Source organism: Moorena sp. SIO3E8, assembly GCF_010692445.1.
GTDB lineage: Bacteria > Cyanobacteriota > Cyanobacteriia > Cyanobacteriales > Coleofasciculaceae > Moorena > Moorena bouillonii.
Genome location: NZ_JAAHHM010000022.1, coordinates 5,839 through 29,165, shown reverse-complemented (window position 1 = coordinate 29,165; position 23,327 = coordinate 5,839). Strand labels below are relative to the sequence as shown.

The window sequence follows — 23,327 nt, the reverse complement described above, 5'->3', positions numbered from 1 at the left end:
ACAAAGTTATGTCGAATCAATTCACTCAAAAAGAGCAAATATTGACCGAAAAAGAGCAGATTAAGAAACTGTCTCCTTTACAACGAGCTACATTAGCTCTAAAGAAACTAGATACTAAGCTCAATAATACTTTGCATGAACCCATAGCAATTATTGGCATGAGTTGTCGGTTTCCTGGAGGTGCCTCTGATCCAGAAAAGTTTTGGCAGTTGTTGGAAGGGGGCATCAGTGCGAGATCAGAAATCCCACGAGAGCGATGGGACATTGAAGCCTACTATAACCCTGATCCAGATGCTCCGGGTAAGATGAGCACCCGTTACGGGCACTTTATTGACCATGTTGACCATTTTGATCCTGACTTTTTCAGGATTTCCCCCCGTGAAGCAGTAGCAATAGACCCCCAATACCGCCTACTGCTAGAAGTCAGTTGGGAAGCATTAGAGAAAGCAGGGCAAGTGTTAGAGCGCCTCGATGAAGCATCAGTGGGGGTGTTTGTCGGTAATGATGGTCATGACTACGAACAATTGCTCCAGCAGCACTTGCAGCATAACCCAGAGAGTCCATTAGCTACCTATGCCGGAACTGGTATTGTTTTATCTAGTGCCGCAGGTCGTTTGGCTTACACTTTTGGGTTCACCGGACCAACAGTAAGCATTGACACTGCTTGCTCCTCATCCTTAGTAGCGATTCATCAGGCCAGTAATAGTTTGCGACTGGGAGAGTGTCAGATGGCTCTAGCGGGAGGAGTGAAATTACATTTGACCCCATACTCCTATATTGGTGTCTCCATATCCAGAATGATTTCCGCCGATGGGCAGTGTAAGACATTTGATGCCTCAGCAGATGGTTATGGACGAGGAGAGGGCTGTGGTATGGTACTGCTCAAGCGTCTGAGTGATGCACAGCGTGATGGAGACACCATTTTGGCACTGATTCGGGGGAGTGCAGTTAATCAGGACGGACCAAGTAGTGGTTTGACAGTGCCTAATGGACAGTCTCAACAACGGCTGATCAAGCAAGCTCTGGCTCAAGCACAGGTCAAGCCTTCTGAGATTAGTTATTTGGAGGCGCATGGTACGGGGACATCCTTGGGAGACCCCATAGAGGTAAATGCAGCTATAGAAGTGTTGGGAGAGGATCGCACTGTAGAATCCCCATTATGGATAGCTTCGGTAAAGACTAACATTGGTCATTTAGAAGCAGCTTCGGGAGTATCGGGATTAATTAAGGTAGTCTTATCGCTACAGCATCGACTCCTGCCAGCCCACTTACACTTGCAGCAGCCTAATCCCAAGATTGACTGGCAGCCCTGGCTGCAAGTACCACAGCAACTGACACCATGGGAGGCATCGGGGCGTCGGTTAGCTGGGGTAAGTTCCTTTGGATTTACAGGAACGAACGCCCATGTGGTTCTGGAGGAAGCACCACCTCTACGAGAAAACCCTCAGGTAAATTGGGAAAGACCATTGCATGTATTGGGGTTATCCGCCAATAGCGAAGAAGCGTTGTACCAGCTAGCCCAAAGCTACAGTCAACACTTGGAGAACTACTCGGAGCAAGCACTGGCAAATATATGCTTCACAGCTAATACTGGAAGGTTCTCCTATAGTCATAGGTTGAGTCTAGTGGCAGGGACAAAAGAGGAGTTGCAAGAGAAGCTCAAGGCTTTTGACAAAGGGGAAGAAGCAACTGGTCTGGTGAATGGGGTCGTCGGTAACAATGAATTCCCCAAAGTGGCAATGTTGTTCACGGGTCAGGGTTCTCAATATGTGGGCATGGGTCAACAACTGTATGAGACTCAGCCTACTTTCAGAAAGGCAATAGAAAAATGTGCGGAAATCTTGCAACCCTATTTAGACAGATATCTACTCGAAGTTCTCTATTCGGCAGAAGCAAATGAGTCTGTCCTGGAACAAACAGCTTACACCCAACCCGCTATATTTGCCCTGGAATACGCCCTCTTTAAATTATGGGAATCATGGGGAATAAAACCTTCGGTAGTTATGGGTCACAGCGTCGGAGAATATGTAGCAGCTTGCATTACAGGAGTATTTAGCCTAGAAGATGGTCTCAAACTAATAGCTATGCGAGGAAAATTGATGCAAAAGTTACCCTCCGGTGGTGAGATGGTATCGGTAATGGCATCAGAATCTCAGGTAACAGAGGCCATAAAAGAATATACTTCCCAAGTAACAATAGCAGCAGTTAACGGACCAGAAAGTATCGTAATTTCAGGTGAGAGTAAAGCCATAGGAAATATTTGTAACAAATTAGAATCAGACGGAATTAAGACTAAGCAGCTACAGGTATCCCATGCTTTCCATTCCCCATTGATGGAACCAATGTTAACAGAATTTGAAGCAGTGGCCAAACAGGTCACCTATAATCGACCAAAAATACCACTAATATCAAATGTTACAGGTACTGAAGTAGGTGGAGAAATAACCACGGCTGACTATTGGGTAGCTCATGTGCGTCAACCAGTGAGATTTGCCCAGAGTATGAAAACTCTAGAAGAGCAAGGATATGAAACCTTCCTAGAAATCGGACCTAAGCCAATATTGTTAGGAATGGGAAGGCAATGTGTAACAGAAGATGTAGGAGAATGGTTGCCCTCATTACGTCCAGGAGTGGATGAATGGCAACAAATGCTCTATAGCTTAGGACAATTATATGTAAAAGGAGTAAAAATAGATTGGTCAGGATTTGACTCCGACTATAATCGTCAGAAAGTAGCATTACCCACATATCCATTCCAACGGGAACGTTATTGGGTGGAAACAGCAGACAAAGAACATAAAGAACATCAAAACACAGAAAATATTAGTGAGATTCCAATTATTAAACTACTGAGTCAAGGAAAAACAGAAGCTCTTACCCAACAACTAGAAACAGTAGTAAATTTTTCACCAGAACAACTTAAACTTTTACCAGAAATATTAGACGTATTAGCCAAACAATACCAGGAACAATTAGCAGCAGTAACTATATCAATAGAAAATTGGTTGTATGAAGTAGAGTGGAGAAACAAAAGTATTTTAGGTAAACTACTACCACCAGATTTCCTCATACCTCCTGTAGAAATCAACCAAAAATTAACTCCTACTCTGACAGAATTAATAACTCAGGTAGATAATGAAAAAAGTGCGTCTGTTCAAACAAGCTTGGATAGATTAAGCGTAGACTATATAGTACAGGCATTACAGTCAATGGGTTGGTCATACAAACCAACAGAAAGCTTTGCATTTGATGTAGCAGCCCAAAAATTAGGTGTAGTTCCCAGCCATAGACCACTATTTAAGCGTTTGCTACAAATATTAACAGAGTCAGGAATACTCAAGTCAAATAATCAGCAGTGGGAAGTAGCACAAACCTTAGCTGAAGTCAAGCCGACTGAAAAAATCAGCAGTTTACAGAAGAAATATCCAGAAGAAACAGCAGCATTGACACTACTGGATCGTTGTGGGTCTAAACTAAGTGGGGTATTACGAGGAGCAATAGACCCAGTAGAGTTAGTGTTCCCCCAAGGAGATTTGACAGCAGCGACTCAACTTTATGAAGAGTCAACAGTAACGAAAGTGATGAACACAATAGTAGAAAAATCCATCACCAAAGCTATAGAAAAATTACCCAAAAGCCGAGGAATACGATTTTTGGAAATAGGAGGGGGAACAGGAGGAACCACAAGCTATATCCTACCTCATCTAAATCCTCAGCAAACCGAATATACATTCACGGATATAGGGAGATTATTTACAGCCAGAGCTAGAGAGAAATTCCAGGATTATAAGTTCATAAAGTATGAAACTTTAGATATAGAAGTAGACCCGAAAAGTCAAGGATTTGAGGCTCATCAATATGATGTAATTATTGCAGATAATGTACTTCATGCAACTACAGATATGAAGCAGACATTATCCCATGTGCGAGAATTATTAGCAGATGGGGGAATGTTGGTCTTATCTGAAGCAACATCTAAAACCAAATGGGTAGATTTAGTCTTTGGAGTGTTAGAAGAACGGTGGAAATTCAGCGATCGTGAATTACGACCAGATTATCCTTTATTGAGTAGAGACCAATGGCATCAACTGTTGAGAGAAACGGGTTTTACGGAAGTAGTGACGATGCCAGAAGTGGAAGGAATGGCAGAAGCATTGTCAGAGCAAGCGGTAATTGTAGCTCAAGGGTCTCAAAGGAAGTTAGAACCAAGGAATGATGGTTCTAAGAGTTGGTTGATACTGGCAGACTCTAAGGGAGTAGGGCAGAAGTTAGCGACCTTACTCCGCTCTAAGGAAGAGGTTTGTACTTTAGTATTTGCGGGAGAAAAGTATCAACAGATAGCTCCGGGAGAGTTTAGTATTAATCCTCATCAAGCTAAAGATTTTGAGGAGGTAATAGAGACAGTGGCAGGGAAGTCACCATCATTGTATGGAGTAGTACAATGTTGGACAACGGAAGCTGGAGTGGGTCAAACGATTAATTCTGAGGAGTTAAGAAGTTTATCGAAGTTAGGCTGTGGCACAACTCTATCTTTAGTACAAGCATTGGTAAAAGGCGGGTTATCAACTGTCCCTCGATTATGGTTAGTGACAAATGGTGCTCAGGCGGTGCCGTCAAATCATCCGGCGATCCCAGGAGTAGCTCAATCTTCGGTGTGGGGAATGGGAAAAGTGATTAGCTTGGAACATCCAGAGTTGAACTGTACTCGTCTAGATTTAGATCCAGAGGAGACTCTAGAGGGTCAGGCTGATGCGCTATTTAAAGAAATTTGGTCTGAGGATAAGGAATACCAGGTAGCATGGCGTGGGGATAGTCGTTATGTGGCTCGGTTGGTGGGTAGTCATCATCGGCAACCAATTGTGGTAACTCAAACACAACAAGCCGATGCTAAGACTCAAAAGTCTTTAAGTTTCCGTTCTGGAGCTAGCTATTTGATTACAGGAGGTATGGGAGCTTTAGGCTTACTGGTAGCTAATTGGATGGTGTCAAAGGGTGCTCAACATTTAATATTGTTAGGACGCCGTTCACCGGATGATGCATCTCGGAAAAAAATAACAGAGTTAGAAATGGCCGGAGCGGAAGTGGTAGTGGAAAAAGCCGATGTATCTGATTGGGAATCGATGAGAGGTGTGTGGCAGAGAATAGAGGAGTCAAATAGACCCTTAGGAGGAGTGATTCATGCGGCAGGAATGTTATCGGATGCAGTGCTACAAAATCAGAGTTGGTCTAGTTTTGAGCGGGTGATGGCACCAAAAGTGCAGGGTGCTTGGCATTTGCATCAATTGAGTCAAAATCAATCATTGGACTTTTTTGTGCTGTTTTCTTCGGTAGCATCTCTGTTGGGTTCCCCTGGTCAGGGAAATTATTCTGCAGCTAATGGGTTTCTTGATGGTTTGGCTCATTATCGTCGAACTATGGGGTTACCAGGATTGAGTATTCATTGGGGTGCAGTTTCTCAAGTGGGATTGGCGGCGGAACGAGGAGTAGATGTGAGGGCAGGTAAGCAGGGGATCGGTGTAATATCTCCGGCTCAGGTCTTGGAGTCTTTAGAACTATTGATGAGTGGTTCGGATGTGGAAGTAGGGGTGGTGCCTATTGACTGGTCAGGGTGGCAGAAAAAAGTGGCGCAGTGGCCGTTTTTGGCGGATTGGCAGGAAACTATATTCGAGGTGGCAGAACCATCGAAGTCAGATTTTCTGTTAAAGTTGGAGGCTACACCTCCTAATGAGCGTCGTTTGTTGTTGGTAGCTCATGTGCGTCGTCAGGTGGCTCAAGTGTTGGGAATTAGTCATCCTGAATCAATTGCAATGGATACAGGATTTTTTGATTTGGGTATGGACTCTTTGACTTCTGTGGAGTTGAGGAATAAGTTGCAAAGTAGTTTGAAGTGTTCAGTACCTTCTACTCTTGCTTTTGATTATCCAAAGCTTAATAAGCTAGTAGATTACTTGGCCCAACAATTAAACTTAATAGATGTTCAACAAGAGAATACTGAGTTGCGATCGCCTAACTTACATGAAGAAAAGTCATCCGAGTTATCAGACCCTAGCTCACTGACAGAAGTTGAATTAGAAGCATCATTTATTAGAGAAATTGAAGAATTAGAAAAATTAATTTAAATAACAATAAATTTTGTGGATCAACCTGGAAATTATATCAAAAACCCACACAACTTACTAAAACTACTTGTAAACTTACCTTATTAAGACAACATGAAATACAACATGAATGAGAAACAAACACAAGAAAAAGAACGAAACTTACCTTTAGAAAGAGCGATTAAAGCCCTCAAAGATGCACGCTCCAAACTAGAAAGGTACGAAAATCAAAGCAAGGAACCAATCGCCATCATTGGAATGGGTTGCCGTGTTCCAGGAGGCCGATCTACCCCTGAAGCCTTCTGGGAACTTTTACAAAACGGAGTAGATGCGATTACGGAAGTGCCACCAGACCGATGGCCTATTAATAAATATTATGACTCTGACCCTACCGCTCCTGGTAAAATGTCTACTCGTTATGGATGCTTCATGGAGCGAATACAAGAGTTTGATCCCACTTTCTTTGGTATTTCTCCCAAAGAAACAATTCATCTAGACCCTCAACACCGATTACTTCTAGAAGTGAGTTGGGAAGCCTTAGAGCGTTCAGGAATTAATCCTCAAAAACTTACAGGAAGCTCTACTGGTGTCTTTGTTGCCATTTATAGTAATGACTATGCTCAAAAGATATTAACTCAAGGTTTTGAACAAATTGATGCTTATCTAGGTTCAGGAAATAGCCCCAGTGCAGCATCAGGAAGAATTTCTTACCTTCTGGGGCTCAAAGGACCCAGTTTGGCAATAGATACAGCTTGTTCCTCTTCCCTAGTGAGTGTCCATTTAGCTACGACCAGTTTAAGAAATAGAGAGTGTAATTTAGCTCTAGCGGGAGGAGTACATGCAATAATATCTCCAGGGTCTAGCATCTTTTTGTCTAAGGCACGAATGTTATCTCCCGATGGTCGTTCCAAGACTTTTGATGCTACCGCAGATGGATTTGCCCGTGGTGAAGGATGTGGTATGGTCATACTCAAGCGTTTGTCTGATGCTGTAGCCGATGGGGATAATATTCTGGCTGTGATTCGCGGAACTGCCATTAACCAAGATGGTGATACCAGTGGATTGACTGTACCTAATGGCCCGTCTCAGCAAGCAGTAATTCGTCAAGCCATGGAAAATGGAGGAGTAGACCCAGCTAGTATCAGTTATATAGAAGCTCATGGCACAGGAACTTCCTTGGGAGACCCTATTGAAGTAGGAGCAATAGGAGCAGTCTTTGGAAAAACTCACTCTCAAGAGCAACCTGTAATCATTGGTTCAGTCAAGACTAATATTGGTCACTTGGAGGGAGCAGCAGGAATTGCCAGTTTAATGAAGGTAGTTTTGCAACTGCAATATCGGAAAATAGCTCCATCACTCCATTTCAAGCAGCCAAATCCTTATATTAATTGGGACCAATTACCAGTACAAGTCGCGACTAAGCTGACCTCTTGGTTGACAAATGGTAAAAGTCGCATAGCAGGGGTTAGTTCTTTTGGTATTAGTGGCACTAATGCTCATGTAGTTATAGAAGAAGCTCCTACTGAAGTCAGAAGTCAGAAGTCAGAAGTCAGAAGTGAAAAGGCTCTAGAGCGTCCGTTGCATTTATTGACTCTGTCAGCCAAAACAGAAAAGGCTTTAGAAGATCAGGTCAGTAATTATCAAAATTATTTAGAAAAAAATACAGAATTAGAACTAGCAGATGTATGCTATACAGCTAACACTGGACGCGCTCAGTTTAATCATCGACTAGGGGCGGTCGCATCTTCACCCACAGAATTAATAGAGAAACTGCAGGGATGGAAAACTCAGTCAGAATTAGTAGGAGTGTTTTCAGGAAAACCAAATAGTGAAAGTCCCAAAATAGCATTCCTATTTACAGGCCAAGGTTCCCAGTATATAAATATGGGAAGGGAACTGTATGAACAAGCACCAACTTTCCGTCAAGCTTTAGAGCAATGTGACCAAATTCTCCAACCCGATCTAGAAACATCTATATTAGAAATCATCTACCCCAAAGATGCACAAAATTCAAGTCTACTTGACCAAACAGCTTACACCCAACCGGCTATATTTGCCCTGGAATACGCCCTCTTTAAATTATGGGAATCATGGGGAATCAAACCGTCGGTAGTTATGGGTCACAGTGTCGGAGAATATGTAGCAGCTTGCATTACAGGAGTATTTAGCCTAGAAGATGGTCTCAAACTAATAGCTATGCGAGGAAAATTGATGCAACAGTTACCCTCCGGTGGTGAGATGGTATCGGTAATGGCATCAGAATCTCAGGTAACAGAGGCCATAAAAGAATATACTTCCCAAGTAACAATAGCAGCAGTTAACGGACCAGAAAGTATAGTAATTTCAGGTGAGAGTAAAGCCATAGGAAATATTTGTAACAAATTAGAATCAGACGGAATTAAGACTAAGCAGCTACAGGTATCCCATGCTTTCCATTCCCCATTGATGGAACCAATGTTAACAGAATTTGAAGCAGTGGCCAAACAGGTCACCTATAATCGACCAAAAATACCACTAATATCAAATGTTACAGGTACTGAAGTAGGTGGAGAAATAACCACGGCTGACTATTGGGTAGCTCATGTGCGTCAACCAGTGAGATTTGCCCAGAGTATGAAAACTCTAGAAGAGCAAGGATATGAAACCTTCCTAGAAATCGGACCTAAGCCAATATTGTTAGGAATGGGAAGGCAATGTGTAACAGAAGATGTAGGAGAATGGTTGCCCTCATTACGTCCAGGAGTGGATGAATGGCAACAAATGCTCTATAGCTTAGGACAATTATATGTAAAAGGAGTAAAAATAGATTGGTCAGGATTTGACTCCGACTATAATCGTCAGAAAGTAGCATTACCCACATATCCATTCCAACGGGAACGTTATTGGGTGGAAACAGCAGACAAAGAACATAAAGAACATCAAAACACAGAAAATATTAGTGAGATTCCAATTATTAAACTACTGAGTCAAGGAAAAACAGAAGCTCTTACCCAACAACTAGAAACAGTAGTAAATTTTTCACCAGAACAACTTAAACTTTTACCAGAAATATTAGACGTATTAGCCAAACAATACCAGGAACAATTAGCAGCAGTAACTACATCAATAGAAAATTGGTTGTATGAAGTAGAGTGGAGAAACAAAGGTATTTTAGGTAAACTACTACCACCAGATTTCCTCATACCTCCTATAGAAATCAACCAAAAATTAACTCCTACTCTGACAGAGTTAGTAACTCAAGTAGATAATGAAAAAAGTGCGTCTGTTCAAACAAGCTTAGAAGAATTAAGCAGAGAATATATAGTACAAGCGTTACAGTTAATGAGTTGGTCATACAAACCAACGGAAAGCTTTGCATTTGATGTAGCAGCCCAAAAATTAGGTATAGTTCCCACCCATAGACCACTATTTAAGCGTTTGCTGCAAATATTAACAGAGTCAGGAATACTCAAATATAATAATCAGCAGTGGGAAGTAGCACAAACCTTAGCTGAAGTCAAGCCGACTGAAAAAATCAGCAGTTTACAGAAGAAATATCCAGAAGAAACAGCAGCATTGACACTACTGGAGCGTTGTGGCTCTAAACTAAGTGGGGTATTACGAGGAGCAATAGACCCTGTAGAGTTAGTGTTCCCCCAAGGAGATTTGACGGCAGCGACTCAACTTTATGAAGAGTCAACAGTAACGAAAGTGATGAACACAATAGTAGAAAAATCCATCACCAAAGCTATAGAAAAATTACCCAAAAGCCGAGGAATACGATTTTTGGAAATAGGAGGGGGAACAGGAGGGACAACCAGCTATATCCTACCTCATCTAAATCCTCAGCAAACTGAATATACATTCACGGATATAGGGGCATTATTTACAGCCAAAGCTCAAGAGAAATTCCAGGATTATAAGTTCATAAAGTATCAAACTTTAGATATAGAAGTAGACCCGACAACTCAAGGATTTGAGGCTCATCAATATGATGTAATTATTGCAGCTAATGTACTTCATGCAACGACAGATATGAAGCAGACGTTATCTCATGTGCGAGAACTGTTAGCAGATGGGGGAATGTTGGTGTTATCTGAAGCAACAGCTAAAACAATATGGGTAGATTTAGTATTTGGACTGTTAGAAGGATGGTGGAAATTCAGGGATTATGAATTACGACCAGATTATCCTTTGTTGAGTAGAGACAAATGGCATCATGTTTTGAGAGAAACAGGTTTTACGGAAGTAGTTACTATGCCAGAAGTGGAGGGAATGGCAGAAACATTGTCAGAGCAAGCGGTAATTGTAGCTCAAGGGTCTCAAAGGAAGTTAGAAGAAAGGAATGATGGTTCTAAGAGTTGGTTGATACTGGCAGACTCTAAGGGAGTAGGGCAGAAGTTAGCGAACTTACTCCGTTCTAAGGAAGAGGTTTGTAGTTTAGTATTTGCGGGAGAAAAGTATGAACAGATAGCTCCGGGAGAGTTGAGTATTAATCCTCATCAAGCTGAAGATTTTGAGAAAGTAATACAGACAGTGGCAGGGAACTCACGAGCATTGTATGGAGTAGTACAATGTTGGACGACTGAAGCCGGAGTGGTTCAAGCTATTAATTCTGAGGAGTTAAGAAGTTTATCGAAGTTAGGCTGTGGCACAACTCTATCTTTAGTACAAGCATTGGTGAAAGGCGGATTATCAACTGTCCCTCGATTATGGTTAGTGACAAGTGGTGCTCAGGCGGTGCCTGATAATCATCCGATAATACCAGGAGTAGCTCAATCTTCGGTATGGGGAATGGGTAAAGTGATTAGCTTGGAACATCCAGAGTTGAACTGTACTTGTATAGATTTAGACCCAGAGGGGACTATAGAGGGTCAAGCTGATGCACTATTTGATGAAATTTGGTCCGAGGATAGGGAAGACCAGGTAGCATGGCGTGGAGATAGTCGTTATGTAGCTCGGTTGGTAGCAAGTAGTCATCGGCAACCAGTGACACAACAAGCTGATGCTAAGACTCAAAAGTCTTTAAGTTTCCGTAGTGATGCTAGCTATTTGATTACAGAAGGTATGGCAGGTTTAGGTTTACTGGTAGCAAATTGGATGGTGTCTAAGGGGGCTAAACATTTGGTATTGTTAGGACACAGTTCACCGGATGATGCATCTCGGAAAAAAATAACAGAGTTAGAAATGGCAGGAGTGTCCGTGGTAGTGGAAAAGGCCGATGTGTCTGATGGGGAATCCATGAGAGGTGTGTGGCAGAGGATTGAGGAGTCCAACAGACCGTTAGCAGGAGTGATTCATTCGGGGGGGATGTTATCAGATGGAGTGCTAAAAAACCAGAGTTGGTCTAGTTTTGAGCGGGTGATGGCACCAAAAGTGCAGGGTGCTTGGCACTTGCATCAATTGAGTCAAAATCAATCATTGGACTTTTTTGTGCTGTTTTCTTCGGTAGCGTCTCTCTTAGGTTCTGCTGGTCAGGGAAATCATTCCTCTGCTAATGCTTTCCTGGATGGTTTAGCCCATTATCGTCGCGCTCAGGGATTACCAGGATTGAGTATTCATTGGGGTGGAGTTTCTCAAGTGGAAGAGGCGGCTAAGGGAGGATCAGATGTGAAGGTAAGTAAGCAGGAGATGGGTGTAATATCTCCAGCTCAGGTATTGGAGTCTTTAGAACTATTGATGAGTGGTTCGGATGTGGAAGTAGGGGTGATGCCTATTGAATGGTCAGGGTGGCAGGAGAGAGTGGCACGGTGGCCGTTTTTGGCAGATTTCTGGGAAAGAACTACTTCAAAAACTACAAAGGAAACTAAGGATAATCTGCTTTTAGAACAATTAAAATCAGTTTCCCAGAGCGAACGAGAAAAGATATTAATTGTTTATATCCAAAAAAAAGCAGCTCGAGTATTAGGCATAAAAAATCATCTAATCGTCGATATAGACAAACCACTAAATCAAATGGGACTGGATTCTCTAATGTCAATTGATCTAAGAAATCAAATTCAAAGTGACTTAGAAGTGGATGTTCCAATTACAACATTTATGGAAGGGATAAGCATTGCTACTATCTCAAATCAACTCAATGAACAATTAAATCAAAGCGATCGCAACCTATTCCAAACAACTGATAAAAGATTAACTATTCGTCGGATTAAGCCTATTTCCCTTTCGGAGCATTTGTTCCTATCCGAGGCTCAAAAATGGATGTACTTTTGGGATCAGTTCTCGCCGGAAACTCGATTAATATCCAATATATTAATGCTTATAAAAATAGAAGGTCTGCTCAATATAACAGCCTTAGAGCAAGCTTTCAACGAAATCATCCGACGACACGAAATCCTACGGACTAGTTTCCCCATCGTAGACGGAAAACCCATACCAGTAATTTCCACCGTTGCCAACATCAATCTGTCAATAGTAGAATTACCATCATCACCAGAACAAGCAACCCAACTCAAACAACTAGTCAGTACTGAAGCCAAAAAACCCTTTGACCTAGCCCAAGGCCCCCTGTTGCGTGCCACCTTAGTACAACTCAGCCCAGAAACTCATATATTAGTGTTATCCTTGCACCACATAATAGTTGACGGTTGGTCTGCTGGCATACTAAGCTCAGAACTATATACATTGTATGAAGCCTACAGCCAAGGAAAACCCTCCCCATTATCAGAACTACCCATTCAATATACCGACTACGCCCACTGGGAACGACAGACACTCACAGCAGAGGTATTAGAAGAACATCTGAGCTACTGGAGACAAAAACTAGCAGGAACTTTCTCAATATCACCTCTACTAACAGACCGCCGACGTCCAGAAATACAAAGCTTCCAGGGAGGAGCAGAAATATTTCAACTCAATCAGAACTTGATACAGAAACTCACGCAACTAGGTCAGGGGTCAGATACAACATTGTTTACGACTCTGCTGAGTGCATTTATTGTCTTACTGTATAATTATAGTAGAGAGCCTGAATTAATAATAGGTGCAGCAATTTCTAACCGTACCCAAGTCGAAATCGAACCATTAATTGGTATGTTTGCAGGAATGCTGGCAATTCGTTCTCAGTGCTCAGATGACTCTAGCTTTACCCAATTGTTAACTCAAGTCAAACAAACAACTCAAGAAGCATATAAACATCAGGATTTACCATTTAAAAAGCTAGTAGAGGAACTTCTTCCAGAAAGTAACTTCGGCGAAAACCCTCTGGTGCGAGTGTACTTTGACTTCATAAATTTAGGAACAATCAACTCTTGGAAACTACCAGGATTAAGGGTGACTTCGAGTTTTGAAATAGTTCAAGGCACTACTCAATATGATTTAACAGTGGTTCTGTGGGAAGCACAATCAGGATCGGGTATAGAATGCCATTTTGTTTACAACACAGACATATTTGACGGAGCAACCATCACTAGGATGATGGAAAATTTCCTAACTCTACTAAAAGCAATAGTAGCCAACCCCCAAGAAAAAATCTCGAAACTCCCCCTAATTACAGCAGCAGAAAAACAGAAAATTCTACAGGAATGGAACAATACCAAAACAGATTATCCAACAGACAAATGTATCCATCAGTTATTTGAGAACGTTGTTGAAAAGAACCCAGATGCAGTAGCCTTAATATTTGAGGATCGACAACTAACCTACGCACAGCTCAACGAAAAAGCTAACCAACTCGCCCACCATCTATTAAGTTTAGGCATAATCCCAGAAACACCAATAGGCATATATATTGACCCTACTGTAGAAAGAATAGTTGGTTTATTAGCAATACTCAAAGCAGGAGGAGCCTATGTAGCAATAGATCCAACAAACAGATCGCAGGATTTGCAGTCAATTTCGGTAATATTAACCCTAAACAACCTCAAATCAGAAATTCCTGAATCTAATGCTCAAATTCTGTGTCTAGACAATGAGTGGGAATTAATAGCCAAACAGAATACAGATAACCCAAATACAGCAACAACAGTCACTAATCTTGCCTATATCCTCAATCCAACTCCAACGCGAGCATCTTGCTTGCTAGTAGAACATCAGGCTGTAGTTCAACGCTTACAATGGCTACAAGAAACGTTGAAAACAACTAATCAAGACATTGTACTGCATAAAACATCTCTGAGTCAAGATGTTGCTCTTCTGGAGATAGTTTTACCTCTGATCGGTGGTGGTAGTGTAGTTATAGCTGCAAATAACGAACCAACAGAATTACAGAAATTAATCAGCCAGCACAAAATCACCATAGTTCACCTGTATCCGTCAGAATTACCCACTTGGTTAAATACAACTAAGGAGGCAGCATCTTTGAAGAGTTGGCATACACTACTATGCAGTGGAGAAACTCTATCCACAGAAATAGCAAACAAATTTATCGAAAGTTACCCAGTTTCATTACACAACTTCTACAGTCTCCCAGAAGCAGGAGGAGAAGTCACTCACTGGCAATGGCTAGAAGAACCTCCCAGAGAAAATGTACCCGTAGGCAAGCCTGGTCGGTTATCAGTTTATGTATTAGACAAACACCAAGACCCTGTTCCCACAGGAGTACCAGGAGAAATCTATATTGGAGGTTCCAGTTTAGCTAGAGGGTATCTGCATCAACAGCAACAGACATCACAGAAATTTATTGAACACCCACAATTAGGTAAACTATTCCAAACAGGAGATATAGGTCGTTATCACAACCAAGGTTATCTAGAAATAATCGATGCCAAACAACGGCATACATGGATTCAAGGAAAGCGAATAGAACTAGCAGACATAGAAACTGCCCTGTTATCAGTTGCCGGAGTAGAACAAGCTTATGTATTAGTTCCTCAAACATTCCTAGTAGCTTATGTTGTGGTGGCGGGAGTTTGGAACCCCCAACAATTACAATCCGAAATTCAACAGCAGTTACCTCCATACATGATGCCAGGAGCTTATGTTCCGGTATCAAGTTTACCTTTGACTCACGAAGGAAAAGTAGACGAAGTAGCGTTAGCGCATTTCCCAGTAAGTGATAATGAGACGGAGCGTAAAATTGCTCAGAAGCGATTGAGGGGCTCCCATGTATATTTATCGCCTGCTAATGATAACGGCAAATGCTAATCTATGCACAAGTCAGATAAAGTTTCATATCTTGATTTATCAACCCCTGATAAGGGACTCTATAGGTAATTCAAAGATAAAAAGTTGGACACAATCATGGCTTACGCTAAGGCACTATATATAGGGTATTGGTGCGTGAAGCTATAGAATTATATTACTCCAAAGCCACCCGATTTGATATGACCGAAAGCCCTGAGGGCGCAAGCCCCTAGATTCTATCTATGGGGTTAGCCCGAACGGGAATTTATTCCCTAAAAATCCGGAATTTTTGTCAGCAGATTGTAGACTATAATAGTATAAAATCAACCGAAAAAAGGAGGTGATTTTGAGTGCTGGTCATGGAGTTCAAAGCTATTCTAAAAGAGTCTCAAAAATTAGCAGTAAATGAAGCTATTATAACGGCTCGTTTCGTCCGCAACAAAGTACTTCGGTACTGGATGGATAATCGTGGGACAGGGAAGAAAGAACTCTATCGATATAACACTCAATTAAGAGAAGAGTTTGAATTCGTCAAAGACCTCAATAGTCATGCTTGTCAAGCCTCTGTAGAAAATGTAGAGCGTGCTATTAAGCATTTCTTTGATAACTGCAAAAAAAAGGTTCCTGGGAAAAAAGGCTATCCTCGTTTCAAGAAACATTCTAGGTCGGTCGAGTATAAGCAATCTGGATGGAAATTGTCCTCCGACAAGAAATCCATCAAATTTACCGATAAAAAAGGAATCGGGCAGATTAAACTCAAGGGTACCTGGGATTTGTGGCGCTTCGAGCAAAAGCTAATCAAGCGGGTTCGTATAGTAAAAAAAGCTGATGGATATTATGTCCAGTTCTGCGTCAAAGTAGATAACTCAGAGCCGTTAGAAGCTACAGGTTTTACCGTTGGTTTAGACGTAGGTCTCAAAGAGTTTTATACCGATTCGGATGGCTACTCAGAACCCAATCCCAGATTCTACCGTAAAGGCGAAAAACGATTAAAGTTTTATCAGCGTCGAGTTTCTCGAAAAAAGAAAGGCTCAGCTAACCGAAATAAGGCTATTAATAGGCTAGGTAGGACACACCTTAAAATAAGTAGACAGCGTGAAGAACATGCCAAGAGACTGGCACGTTGCGTAATCCGGTCTAACGACCTGGTAGCCTATGAAGATTTAAGGGTTAAAAACTTGGTTAAAAACCATTGTCTGGCTAAGTCTATTAATGATGCAGGTTGGTACAAGTTTCGGGAATGGCTAGAATACTTTGGCCAAAAGTTTGGTCGGATAACTATTGCAGTAAATCCGGCTTACACGAGCCAAAATTGTTCTAGTTGCGGCGAGGTAGTAAAAAAATCATTATCAACTCGAACCCATATCTGCAAATGTGGGTGTCGGTTAGATCGCGATCATAATGCTGCCAAAAATATCCTAACCAGAGCCTTGAGTACCGTAGGGCATACGGGAACTTATCAAAACGCTTGGGGAGATCTGTCCTCTACTCTTCCTGGTTCCGGCCTGGTTGAGCAAGACGGGTCTATGAACCAAGAATCCCCCTGATTCTATCAGTGGGGAGTGTCAATCTCTTGATTTTATTTTTTATGATTGGAGATGTCTAATTGATTGAAGTCCAGCTATTGAGCTAGGCTATTAGGAAAAAACGGAATAATGAATAACATTGAAAATATTAACAGGATAGAGGTGAAACTATGAAGCCAGATTATGTTCGTTGGCCAAAATAATTAGTAGAGGGAGAAAAAGGAGAAAAACTTTGGGAATACTGGCAACAAAAACTGGCCGGGGAGTTGCCAGTATTGAATTTGCCTAGTGATAGACCGCGATCGCCTCTATAAACTGATAACAGTGCTGCTTACCCTTTCAAGTTATCTGAAAAACTGACTCTGCAACTAAAGGAACTGGCTAAACAAGAAGAGGTAACTCTTAATATGGCTCTGTTGGCTGCTTTTCAAGTTCTGCTTTATCGTTACACTGGTCAAGATGATATTTTAGTAGGTTATCCTAAGTAGGTGGGCGTAATTAAGTGTAAAATAGCGATTGAAATTCAAAATCATGAAAACCCTATGAATACAGGATTCCAGCTTAATTTTCGGATTTTGAGTTTTAACGTTTATTTATGCCCACCTACTTACACATAACCATTTGAACACTTTTGATTTCACTTTTTGTCAGTCAACCAGGTAACAAACCTCTAGCAAATTAATCACAAGAAGGAAAATACATATGTATAAATGTCAAGTTTGTGGAAATACCGAAAACAATAAGCCCTTCTTTGCAAAAGAAATGATGTTTGGCTTTAGGGACAAGTTTGAGTATTTCGAGTGCCCGAATTGCGGTTGTGTCCAAATTGTGGAAATTCCAGCGAATCTCAGTAAATACTATCCCGAAGAATACTATGCCTATGGCGATCAGGAAAAATTACCCGACCCACCCAAACCCATTAATTTGGGGCCGCCAGTCAGGTATTGGGTTGAATTAGCTGGCGTGGGTCTTGATGCAGCAATTTTAGATGTGGGTAGCGGTGCTGGACGTATGCTCTTAGATCTACATGAAGCTGGATACTCTAATCTCACGGGAGTAGATCCCTACATCAAAGAAGACTTAAACCCTAAGCCTGGGGTAAGAGTACTCAATCGCACCTTAGATAGATTGGAAGGAAGCTATGACTTTATTATGCTCCACCACTCCTACGAGCATATCCCCGATCCAGTAGGAACCCTACAAAACCTCCACAAACTCTTGAAGCCTAACCAATTGCTGTTGCTACGCATACCCGTAGCTGGCTCCTATGCTTGGAAGAAGTATGGTGCACAGTGGGTGCAATTAGACCCTCCTCGCCACCTATTTTTACATACAAATAAGAGTATTCGCATTTTGGCAGAAACAGTGGGTTTTTCTATCGAAAAAGAGGTCTATGACTCCAATGGTTTCCAATTTTATGGCAGTGAGCTTTATCAAAAAGGTATAACTTTAATGGAATTTTTTTCAACCTTCATTCAAAATCCAGAGGAGTTTATCTTTTTTTCCTACGACGAGTTACAAGAATTTGAAGATCGCGCAGTAATACTCAATCAAAATAAAGAGGGAGATCAAGCCTGTTTTTACCTGCGCAAAGAGGGAGAGTAACCATGGCTCGTATTCTCATTGCCACAACTCCAGCCACCAGACATGTTAACCCCATGGCTGTCCTTGTGCCGGAATTAATTAATCGCGGTCATACAGTGTGGTGGTCACGGGTAAAGCATTTAAAGCCAAAATGGAGCTCCTGGGAGCCCGCTATCAACTTAATCTTTAATCAAGGTAATCTATTTTATTGAGGAAGTATTATGACTCATTTTGGCATCATGTGTCCTCCTATGTCTGGTCATATTAACCCTATGGCTACGTTAGGCTACGAACTGAAACAGCGTGGTCATCGCGTTACCGCATTAGGAGTTGAAGACACTCAACCAAAATTTATAGCAGCAGGATTAGAATTTCAGGTGATTGGCAAGTCTGATTTTCCCAAAGGAGCCACAAAAGATATATCTACTAAACTAGGTCATTACAGTGGAGTTAAGGGATTCCTGTATTCACTCAATTGGGCTGTCAATACAGCAAAAATAAATTTTCGGGATGCTCCAGACCTAATTAAAGCAGCAGGTATAGAGCTATTATTATTAGATCAAGCTACTCCAGAAGGAGCAACTATCGCTAACTATCTAGATATTCCTTTTGTAACTGTATCCAATGCCTTAATTTCCAATTGGGACATGAGCGTTCCTCCCTTAATCACGTCCTGGAATTATGACCCTTCATGGCGGGGAATTATACGCAACCGAGTGGGTTATGCACTGTTTGAGCTGGTGAATAAATATATTGTAAACATTCTTAATTACCATCGTCAGCAGTGGAATTTATCTCCCTATAATCACTTCAATCAATCCTTTTCCCAATTGGCTCAAATTTGTCAACAACCTGCTGAATTTGAATTTCCTAGAAGAGAGCTACCTTCTTGTTGTCATTTCACCGGTCCGTATCATTATCCAAGTTCAGTTAGTCAAGAATCAATTCCCTTTCCTTATGAAAAATTAACTGGACAACCCTTAATTTATGCTTCTATGGGAAGTTTACAAAATCGGCTCGTTTGGGTTTTTAAAATGATAGCAGAAGCTTGTGTGGGATTGGATGCTCAATTAGTAATCACTTTAGGTTGGGGAGTTAATCCAGAATATTTGCCAGACTTTCCAGGCAATCCCATAGTTGTTGGCTATGCACCTCAATTAGAACTCTTACAAAAAGCGACTATGACTATCACTCACGCCGGAATGAATACGACTTTACACTCTTTAAGTAATGGAGTACCAATGGTAGCTATTCCCATTACCAACGAGCAACCTGCAATAGCAGCCCGTATCGCTTGGACAGGAACAGGAGAGGTCATACCTTTGAAAAAATTGAGTGTAGAGAAGCTACAAAAGGCTATCAAACGGGTCTTAAGCGAAGATTCCTATAAAAAGAATGCCTTGAGGCTACAAGAGGCAATTAAACGAGCAGGGGGAGTGAGTCGAGCAGCTGATATTATTGAAGAGGTTGTTGTTACAGGTAAACCAGTTTTGACTTCAACAAAACAATAATATAATTCTTAAAAGGAATAATTTTGGTTCTTCAGTACCTGGGACTGGTTCAGTCTAATACCTACATTCCGCACGACAAAATGTAGTATAAAAAATAGGAGACAGGAGACAGGAGACAGGAGACAGGAGATTATAGTGGTCAATAGGAGTAAGTAATTGAGTATTTATGCTTAATATTTTCCTGAGAATTTGACTCCTCAGAAACGTCAATGAATCGGAGCTACATAGTATAAATACCTACCAAGCTGCCGTTTTTATACTACTTTTAATGCTACAACTTGACGTGCGGAATGTGGGTTTGAAACTGTAACTTAATGGAAGCATGAACATTGTCCGAAAAGTAATTCCCAATCAAGAAAAAATTGAAAATCAAAAAGTCCGGCTAATAAAGCCTGGGGGAGGTGCTGGACAAAAATTATCAATTGAAGACCAAATAGTTGGTATAGGTCAATTACTAAGCTGATACGCATTTAAATTGGTTTTTCCCGATTCCCGATTCCCGATTCCCGATTCCCTTTGAGCAATTTAGGTATCCCAATCTAAATACTGAACAGCTTATAGGTCAATTCATAGCAGATTACTTGAACTAGTGAGGCAATAATTATGGGTGAGTCTACTGTTTGTAATGTTTGTGACAATCCTGGAACTTTTAAACAGGCTAAAGATGTTAGACAAATTTCTTCTAATGTCCGAAAGTTTAAAGAGCAAAAGTTTACCGTCTGGCGATGTTCATCTTGCCATTCTCTACATTCTAAAGACTCAGTAGATCTAGACTATTATTATGCAGACTATCCCATCAACAATCTACGGTTCAATAATTTCATCAGTCGTCTGGCTTATCAAGGTCCGCTTAAACTCTTACTTAAACATGGATTTAAAAAGAATCATAAGCTTCTAGATTTTGGGTGTAACCAAGGATTATTCCTTTCGTTCTTACATCAGCTAGGTTACAACAATGCTTTTGGTTACGATTCCTATATTCCCAAGTACTCTGACCAAAGTGTTTTAGATCATGAATACGATATAATTTTCACCGATCAAGTAATTGAACACCTCAAGGAACCACGGAAAGTTTTCGGTCAATTGGTTAGCTGTTTGAAAAAAGGTGGGTTGTTGGTCGTAGGAACACCCAATGCCGATGAGATTGAATTGTCTGACTCATACCTCACCATGTTACACCAACCTTACCATCAACATATTCTCTCAGAGAAAGCGCTATTGAATTTGGGGTTAAGTAATGGTTTAGAAGTCGTAAAAGTCTACAAACGGTGGTCAGGCAACAGCTTGTATCCCACGCTGAATCCCAGATTTATTTTTACTTATGTTCGTTGTACGGGAAACATGATTGATGTTGCAACTGAACCGCCTCGCCTAGGAACTATATTAACTTCCCCGCTACTGATGTTTTATGCTTTTGCCGGTTACTTTTTCCCACATCCGGGAAATATGATAGTTGTCTTCCGTTGTAACTGAACCGCGCTGATCGCTCATCCTTATCTGTTCAAACAATGGCAGTGATTAGGGCGAGTACTGTCCATCAGCTGAGTGAGTCGAATCTGCTGAATTACTCCAGAACCTTGTTAGTACAGAGGCACAGCTGTACACCTCTAAAGTTGGTAGCAGTACCCACTAACCACTAACCACAGACAGACCCTCAAGGGGAAATTACCGAAAAAAAAATGCAGAAGTAATTGTGTCAATCTACTTCTGCCTGAACCCTTTCAAGACCCTTGACTAGACACCCATAGAGTCTACATCCACAGTCTTGACCTTAGGATCTTGAGTGTCATTGGCAATTTTTTCGCTTTGGCGGGTTTTGGCAAAGTCAATTAGCCACTGAGACAGCTCCGAAACCAGCAGGGTTATAACTGCGATATCATCAATTTGCCCAATGATGGGAATAAAGTCTGGGGAAATATCAATGGGGCTGGGAGCCCGCTATCAACTTAATCTTTAATCAAGGTAATCTATTTTATTGAGGAAGTATTATGACTCATTTTGGCATCATTTGTCCTCCTGGATCTGGTCATATTAACCCTATGGCTACGTTAGGCTACGAACTGAAACAGCGTGGTCATCGCGTTACCGTATTAGGAATTGAAGACACTCAACCAGAATTTATAGCAGCAGGATTAGAATTTCAGGTGATTGGCAAGTCTGATTTTCCCAAAGGAGCCACAAAAGACATATCTACTAAACTAGGTCATTACAGTGGATTTAAGGGATTCCTGTATTCACTCAATTGGATGGTCAATACAGCAAAAATTTGTCTTCGGGATGCTCCAGACCTAATTAAAGCAGCAGGTATAGAGCTATTATTATTAGATCAATGTACTACAGAAGGAGCAACTATCGCTAACTATCTAGATATTCCTTTTGTAACTGTATCCAATGCCTTAATTTTAAATTGGGACATGAGCGTTCCTCCCATAACCACGTCCTGGAATTATGACCCTTCATGGCGGGGAATTATACGCAACCGAGTGGGTTATGCACTGCTTGAGCTGTTGAATAAATATGTTGTAAACATTATTAATGACCATCGTCAGCAGTGGAATTTATCTCCCTATAATCACTTCAATCAATCCTTTTCCCAATTGGCTCAAATTTGTCAACAACCTGCTGAATTTGAATTTCCTAGAAGAGAGCTACCTTCTTGTTGTCATTTCACCGGTCCGTATCATTATCCAAGTTCAGTTAGTCAAGAATCAATTCCCTTTCCTTATGAAAAATTAACTGGACAACCCTTAATTTATGCTTCTATGGGAAGTTTACAAAATCGGCTCGTTTGGGTTTTTAAAATGATAGCAGAAGCTTGTGTGGGATTGGATGCTCAATTAGTAATCACTTTAGGTTGGGGAGTTAATCCAGAATATTTGCCAGACTTTCCAGGCAATCCCATAGTTGTTGGCTATGCACCTCAATTAGAACTCTTACAAAAAGCGACTATGACTATCACTCACGCCGGAATGAATACGACTTTACACTCTTTAAGTAATGGAGTACCAATGGTAGCTATTCCCATTACCAACGAGCAACCTGCAATAGCAGCCCGTATCGCTTGGACAGGAACAGGAGAGGTCATACCTTTGAAAAAATTGAGTGTAGAGAAGCTACAAAAGGCTATCAAACGGGTCTTAAGCGAAGATTCCTATAAAAAGAATGCCTTGAGGCTACAAGAGGCAATTAAACGAGCAGGGGGAGTGAGTCGAGCAGCTGATATTATTGAAGAGGTTGTTGTTACAGGTAAACCAGTTTTGACTTCAACAAAACAATAATATAATTCTTAAAAGGAATAATTTTGGTTCTTCAGTACCTGGGACTGGTTCAGTCTAATACCTACATTCCGCACGACAAAATGTAGTATAAAAAATAGGAGACAGGAGACAGGAGACAGGAGACAGGAGATTATAGTGGTCAATAGGAGTAAGTAATTGAGTATTTATGCTTAATATTTTCCTGAGAATTTGACTCCTCAGAAACGTCAATGAATCGGAGCTACATAGTATAAATACCTACCAAGCTGCCGTTTTTATACTACTTTTAATGCTACAACTTGACGTGCG

General features: G+C 41.2%; 8 protein-coding genes and 2 pseudogenes. 9 read left to right on the top strand and 1 reads right to left on the bottom strand.

Annotated features, from left to right (window positions below; translation table 11 throughout):
* Positions 1-8: 8 nt before the first annotated feature.
* From F6K46_RS12185 to F6K46_RS12150, 8 genes and pseudogenes are all read left to right on the top strand, one after another.
* Complete coding sequence (locus tag F6K46_RS12185; protein ID WP_293117057.1) at positions 9-6,119, top strand: type I polyketide synthase; 6,111 nt, start codon at positions 9-11, stop codon at positions 6,117-6,119.
* 93 nt (positions 6,120-6,212) lie between these two features.
* Complete coding sequence (locus F6K46_RS12180) at positions 6,213-15,161, top strand: type I polyketide synthase (RefSeq protein WP_293117053.1); 8,949 nt, start codon at positions 6,213-6,215, stop codon at positions 15,159-15,161.
* A 329-nt stretch (positions 15,162-15,490) separates the two neighbouring features.
* Positions 15,491-16,687, top strand: coding sequence for a transposase (locus F6K46_RS12175; protein ID WP_293065121.1), 1,197 nt, complete (start codon positions 15,491-15,493; stop codon positions 16,685-16,687).
* Between the two features lie 323 nt (positions 16,688-17,010).
* Positions 17,011-17,154: pseudogene (locus tag F6K46_RS12170) on the top strand (condensation domain-containing protein); the annotation flags it as partial.
* Between the two features lie 214 nt (positions 17,155-17,368).
* A complete protein-coding gene (locus F6K46_RS12165) occupies positions 17,369-18,271 on the top strand; it encodes a class I SAM-dependent methyltransferase (protein ID WP_293065118.1) in 903 nt (300 codons plus the stop codon).
* A gap of 2 nt (positions 18,272-18,273) precedes the next feature.
* On the top strand, positions 18,274-18,462 hold the full coding sequence (locus tag F6K46_RS12160) for a hypothetical protein (protein WP_293065116.1): 189 nt from the start codon (positions 18,274-18,276) through the stop codon (positions 18,460-18,462).
* Positions 18,463-18,471: 9 nt separating this feature from the next.
* Complete coding sequence (locus F6K46_RS12155; protein ID WP_293117050.1) at positions 18,472-19,761, top strand: glycosyltransferase; 1,290 nt, start codon at positions 18,472-18,474, stop codon at positions 19,759-19,761.
* A gap of 603 nt (positions 19,762-20,364) precedes the next feature.
* Positions 20,365-21,234, top strand: coding sequence for a class I SAM-dependent methyltransferase (locus F6K46_RS12150; RefSeq protein ID WP_293065110.1), 870 nt, complete (start codon positions 20,365-20,367; stop codon positions 21,232-21,234).
* A 261-nt stretch (positions 21,235-21,495) separates the two neighbouring features.
* Here F6K46_RS12150 and F6K46_RS12145 read toward each other — a convergent pair.
* Positions 21,496-21,690, bottom strand: a pseudogene (locus F6K46_RS12145) (DUF1232 domain-containing protein); the annotation flags it as partial.
* A gap of 59 nt (positions 21,691-21,749) precedes the next feature.
* Here F6K46_RS12145 and F6K46_RS12140 point away from each other — a divergent pair.
* Positions 21,750-23,039: a glycosyltransferase gene (locus F6K46_RS12140; RefSeq protein WP_293117047.1), complete on the top strand. Its 1,290-nt coding sequence runs from the start codon at positions 21,750-21,752 to the stop codon at positions 23,037-23,039.
* The last annotated feature ends 288 nt before the right edge of the window (positions 23,040-23,327 follow it).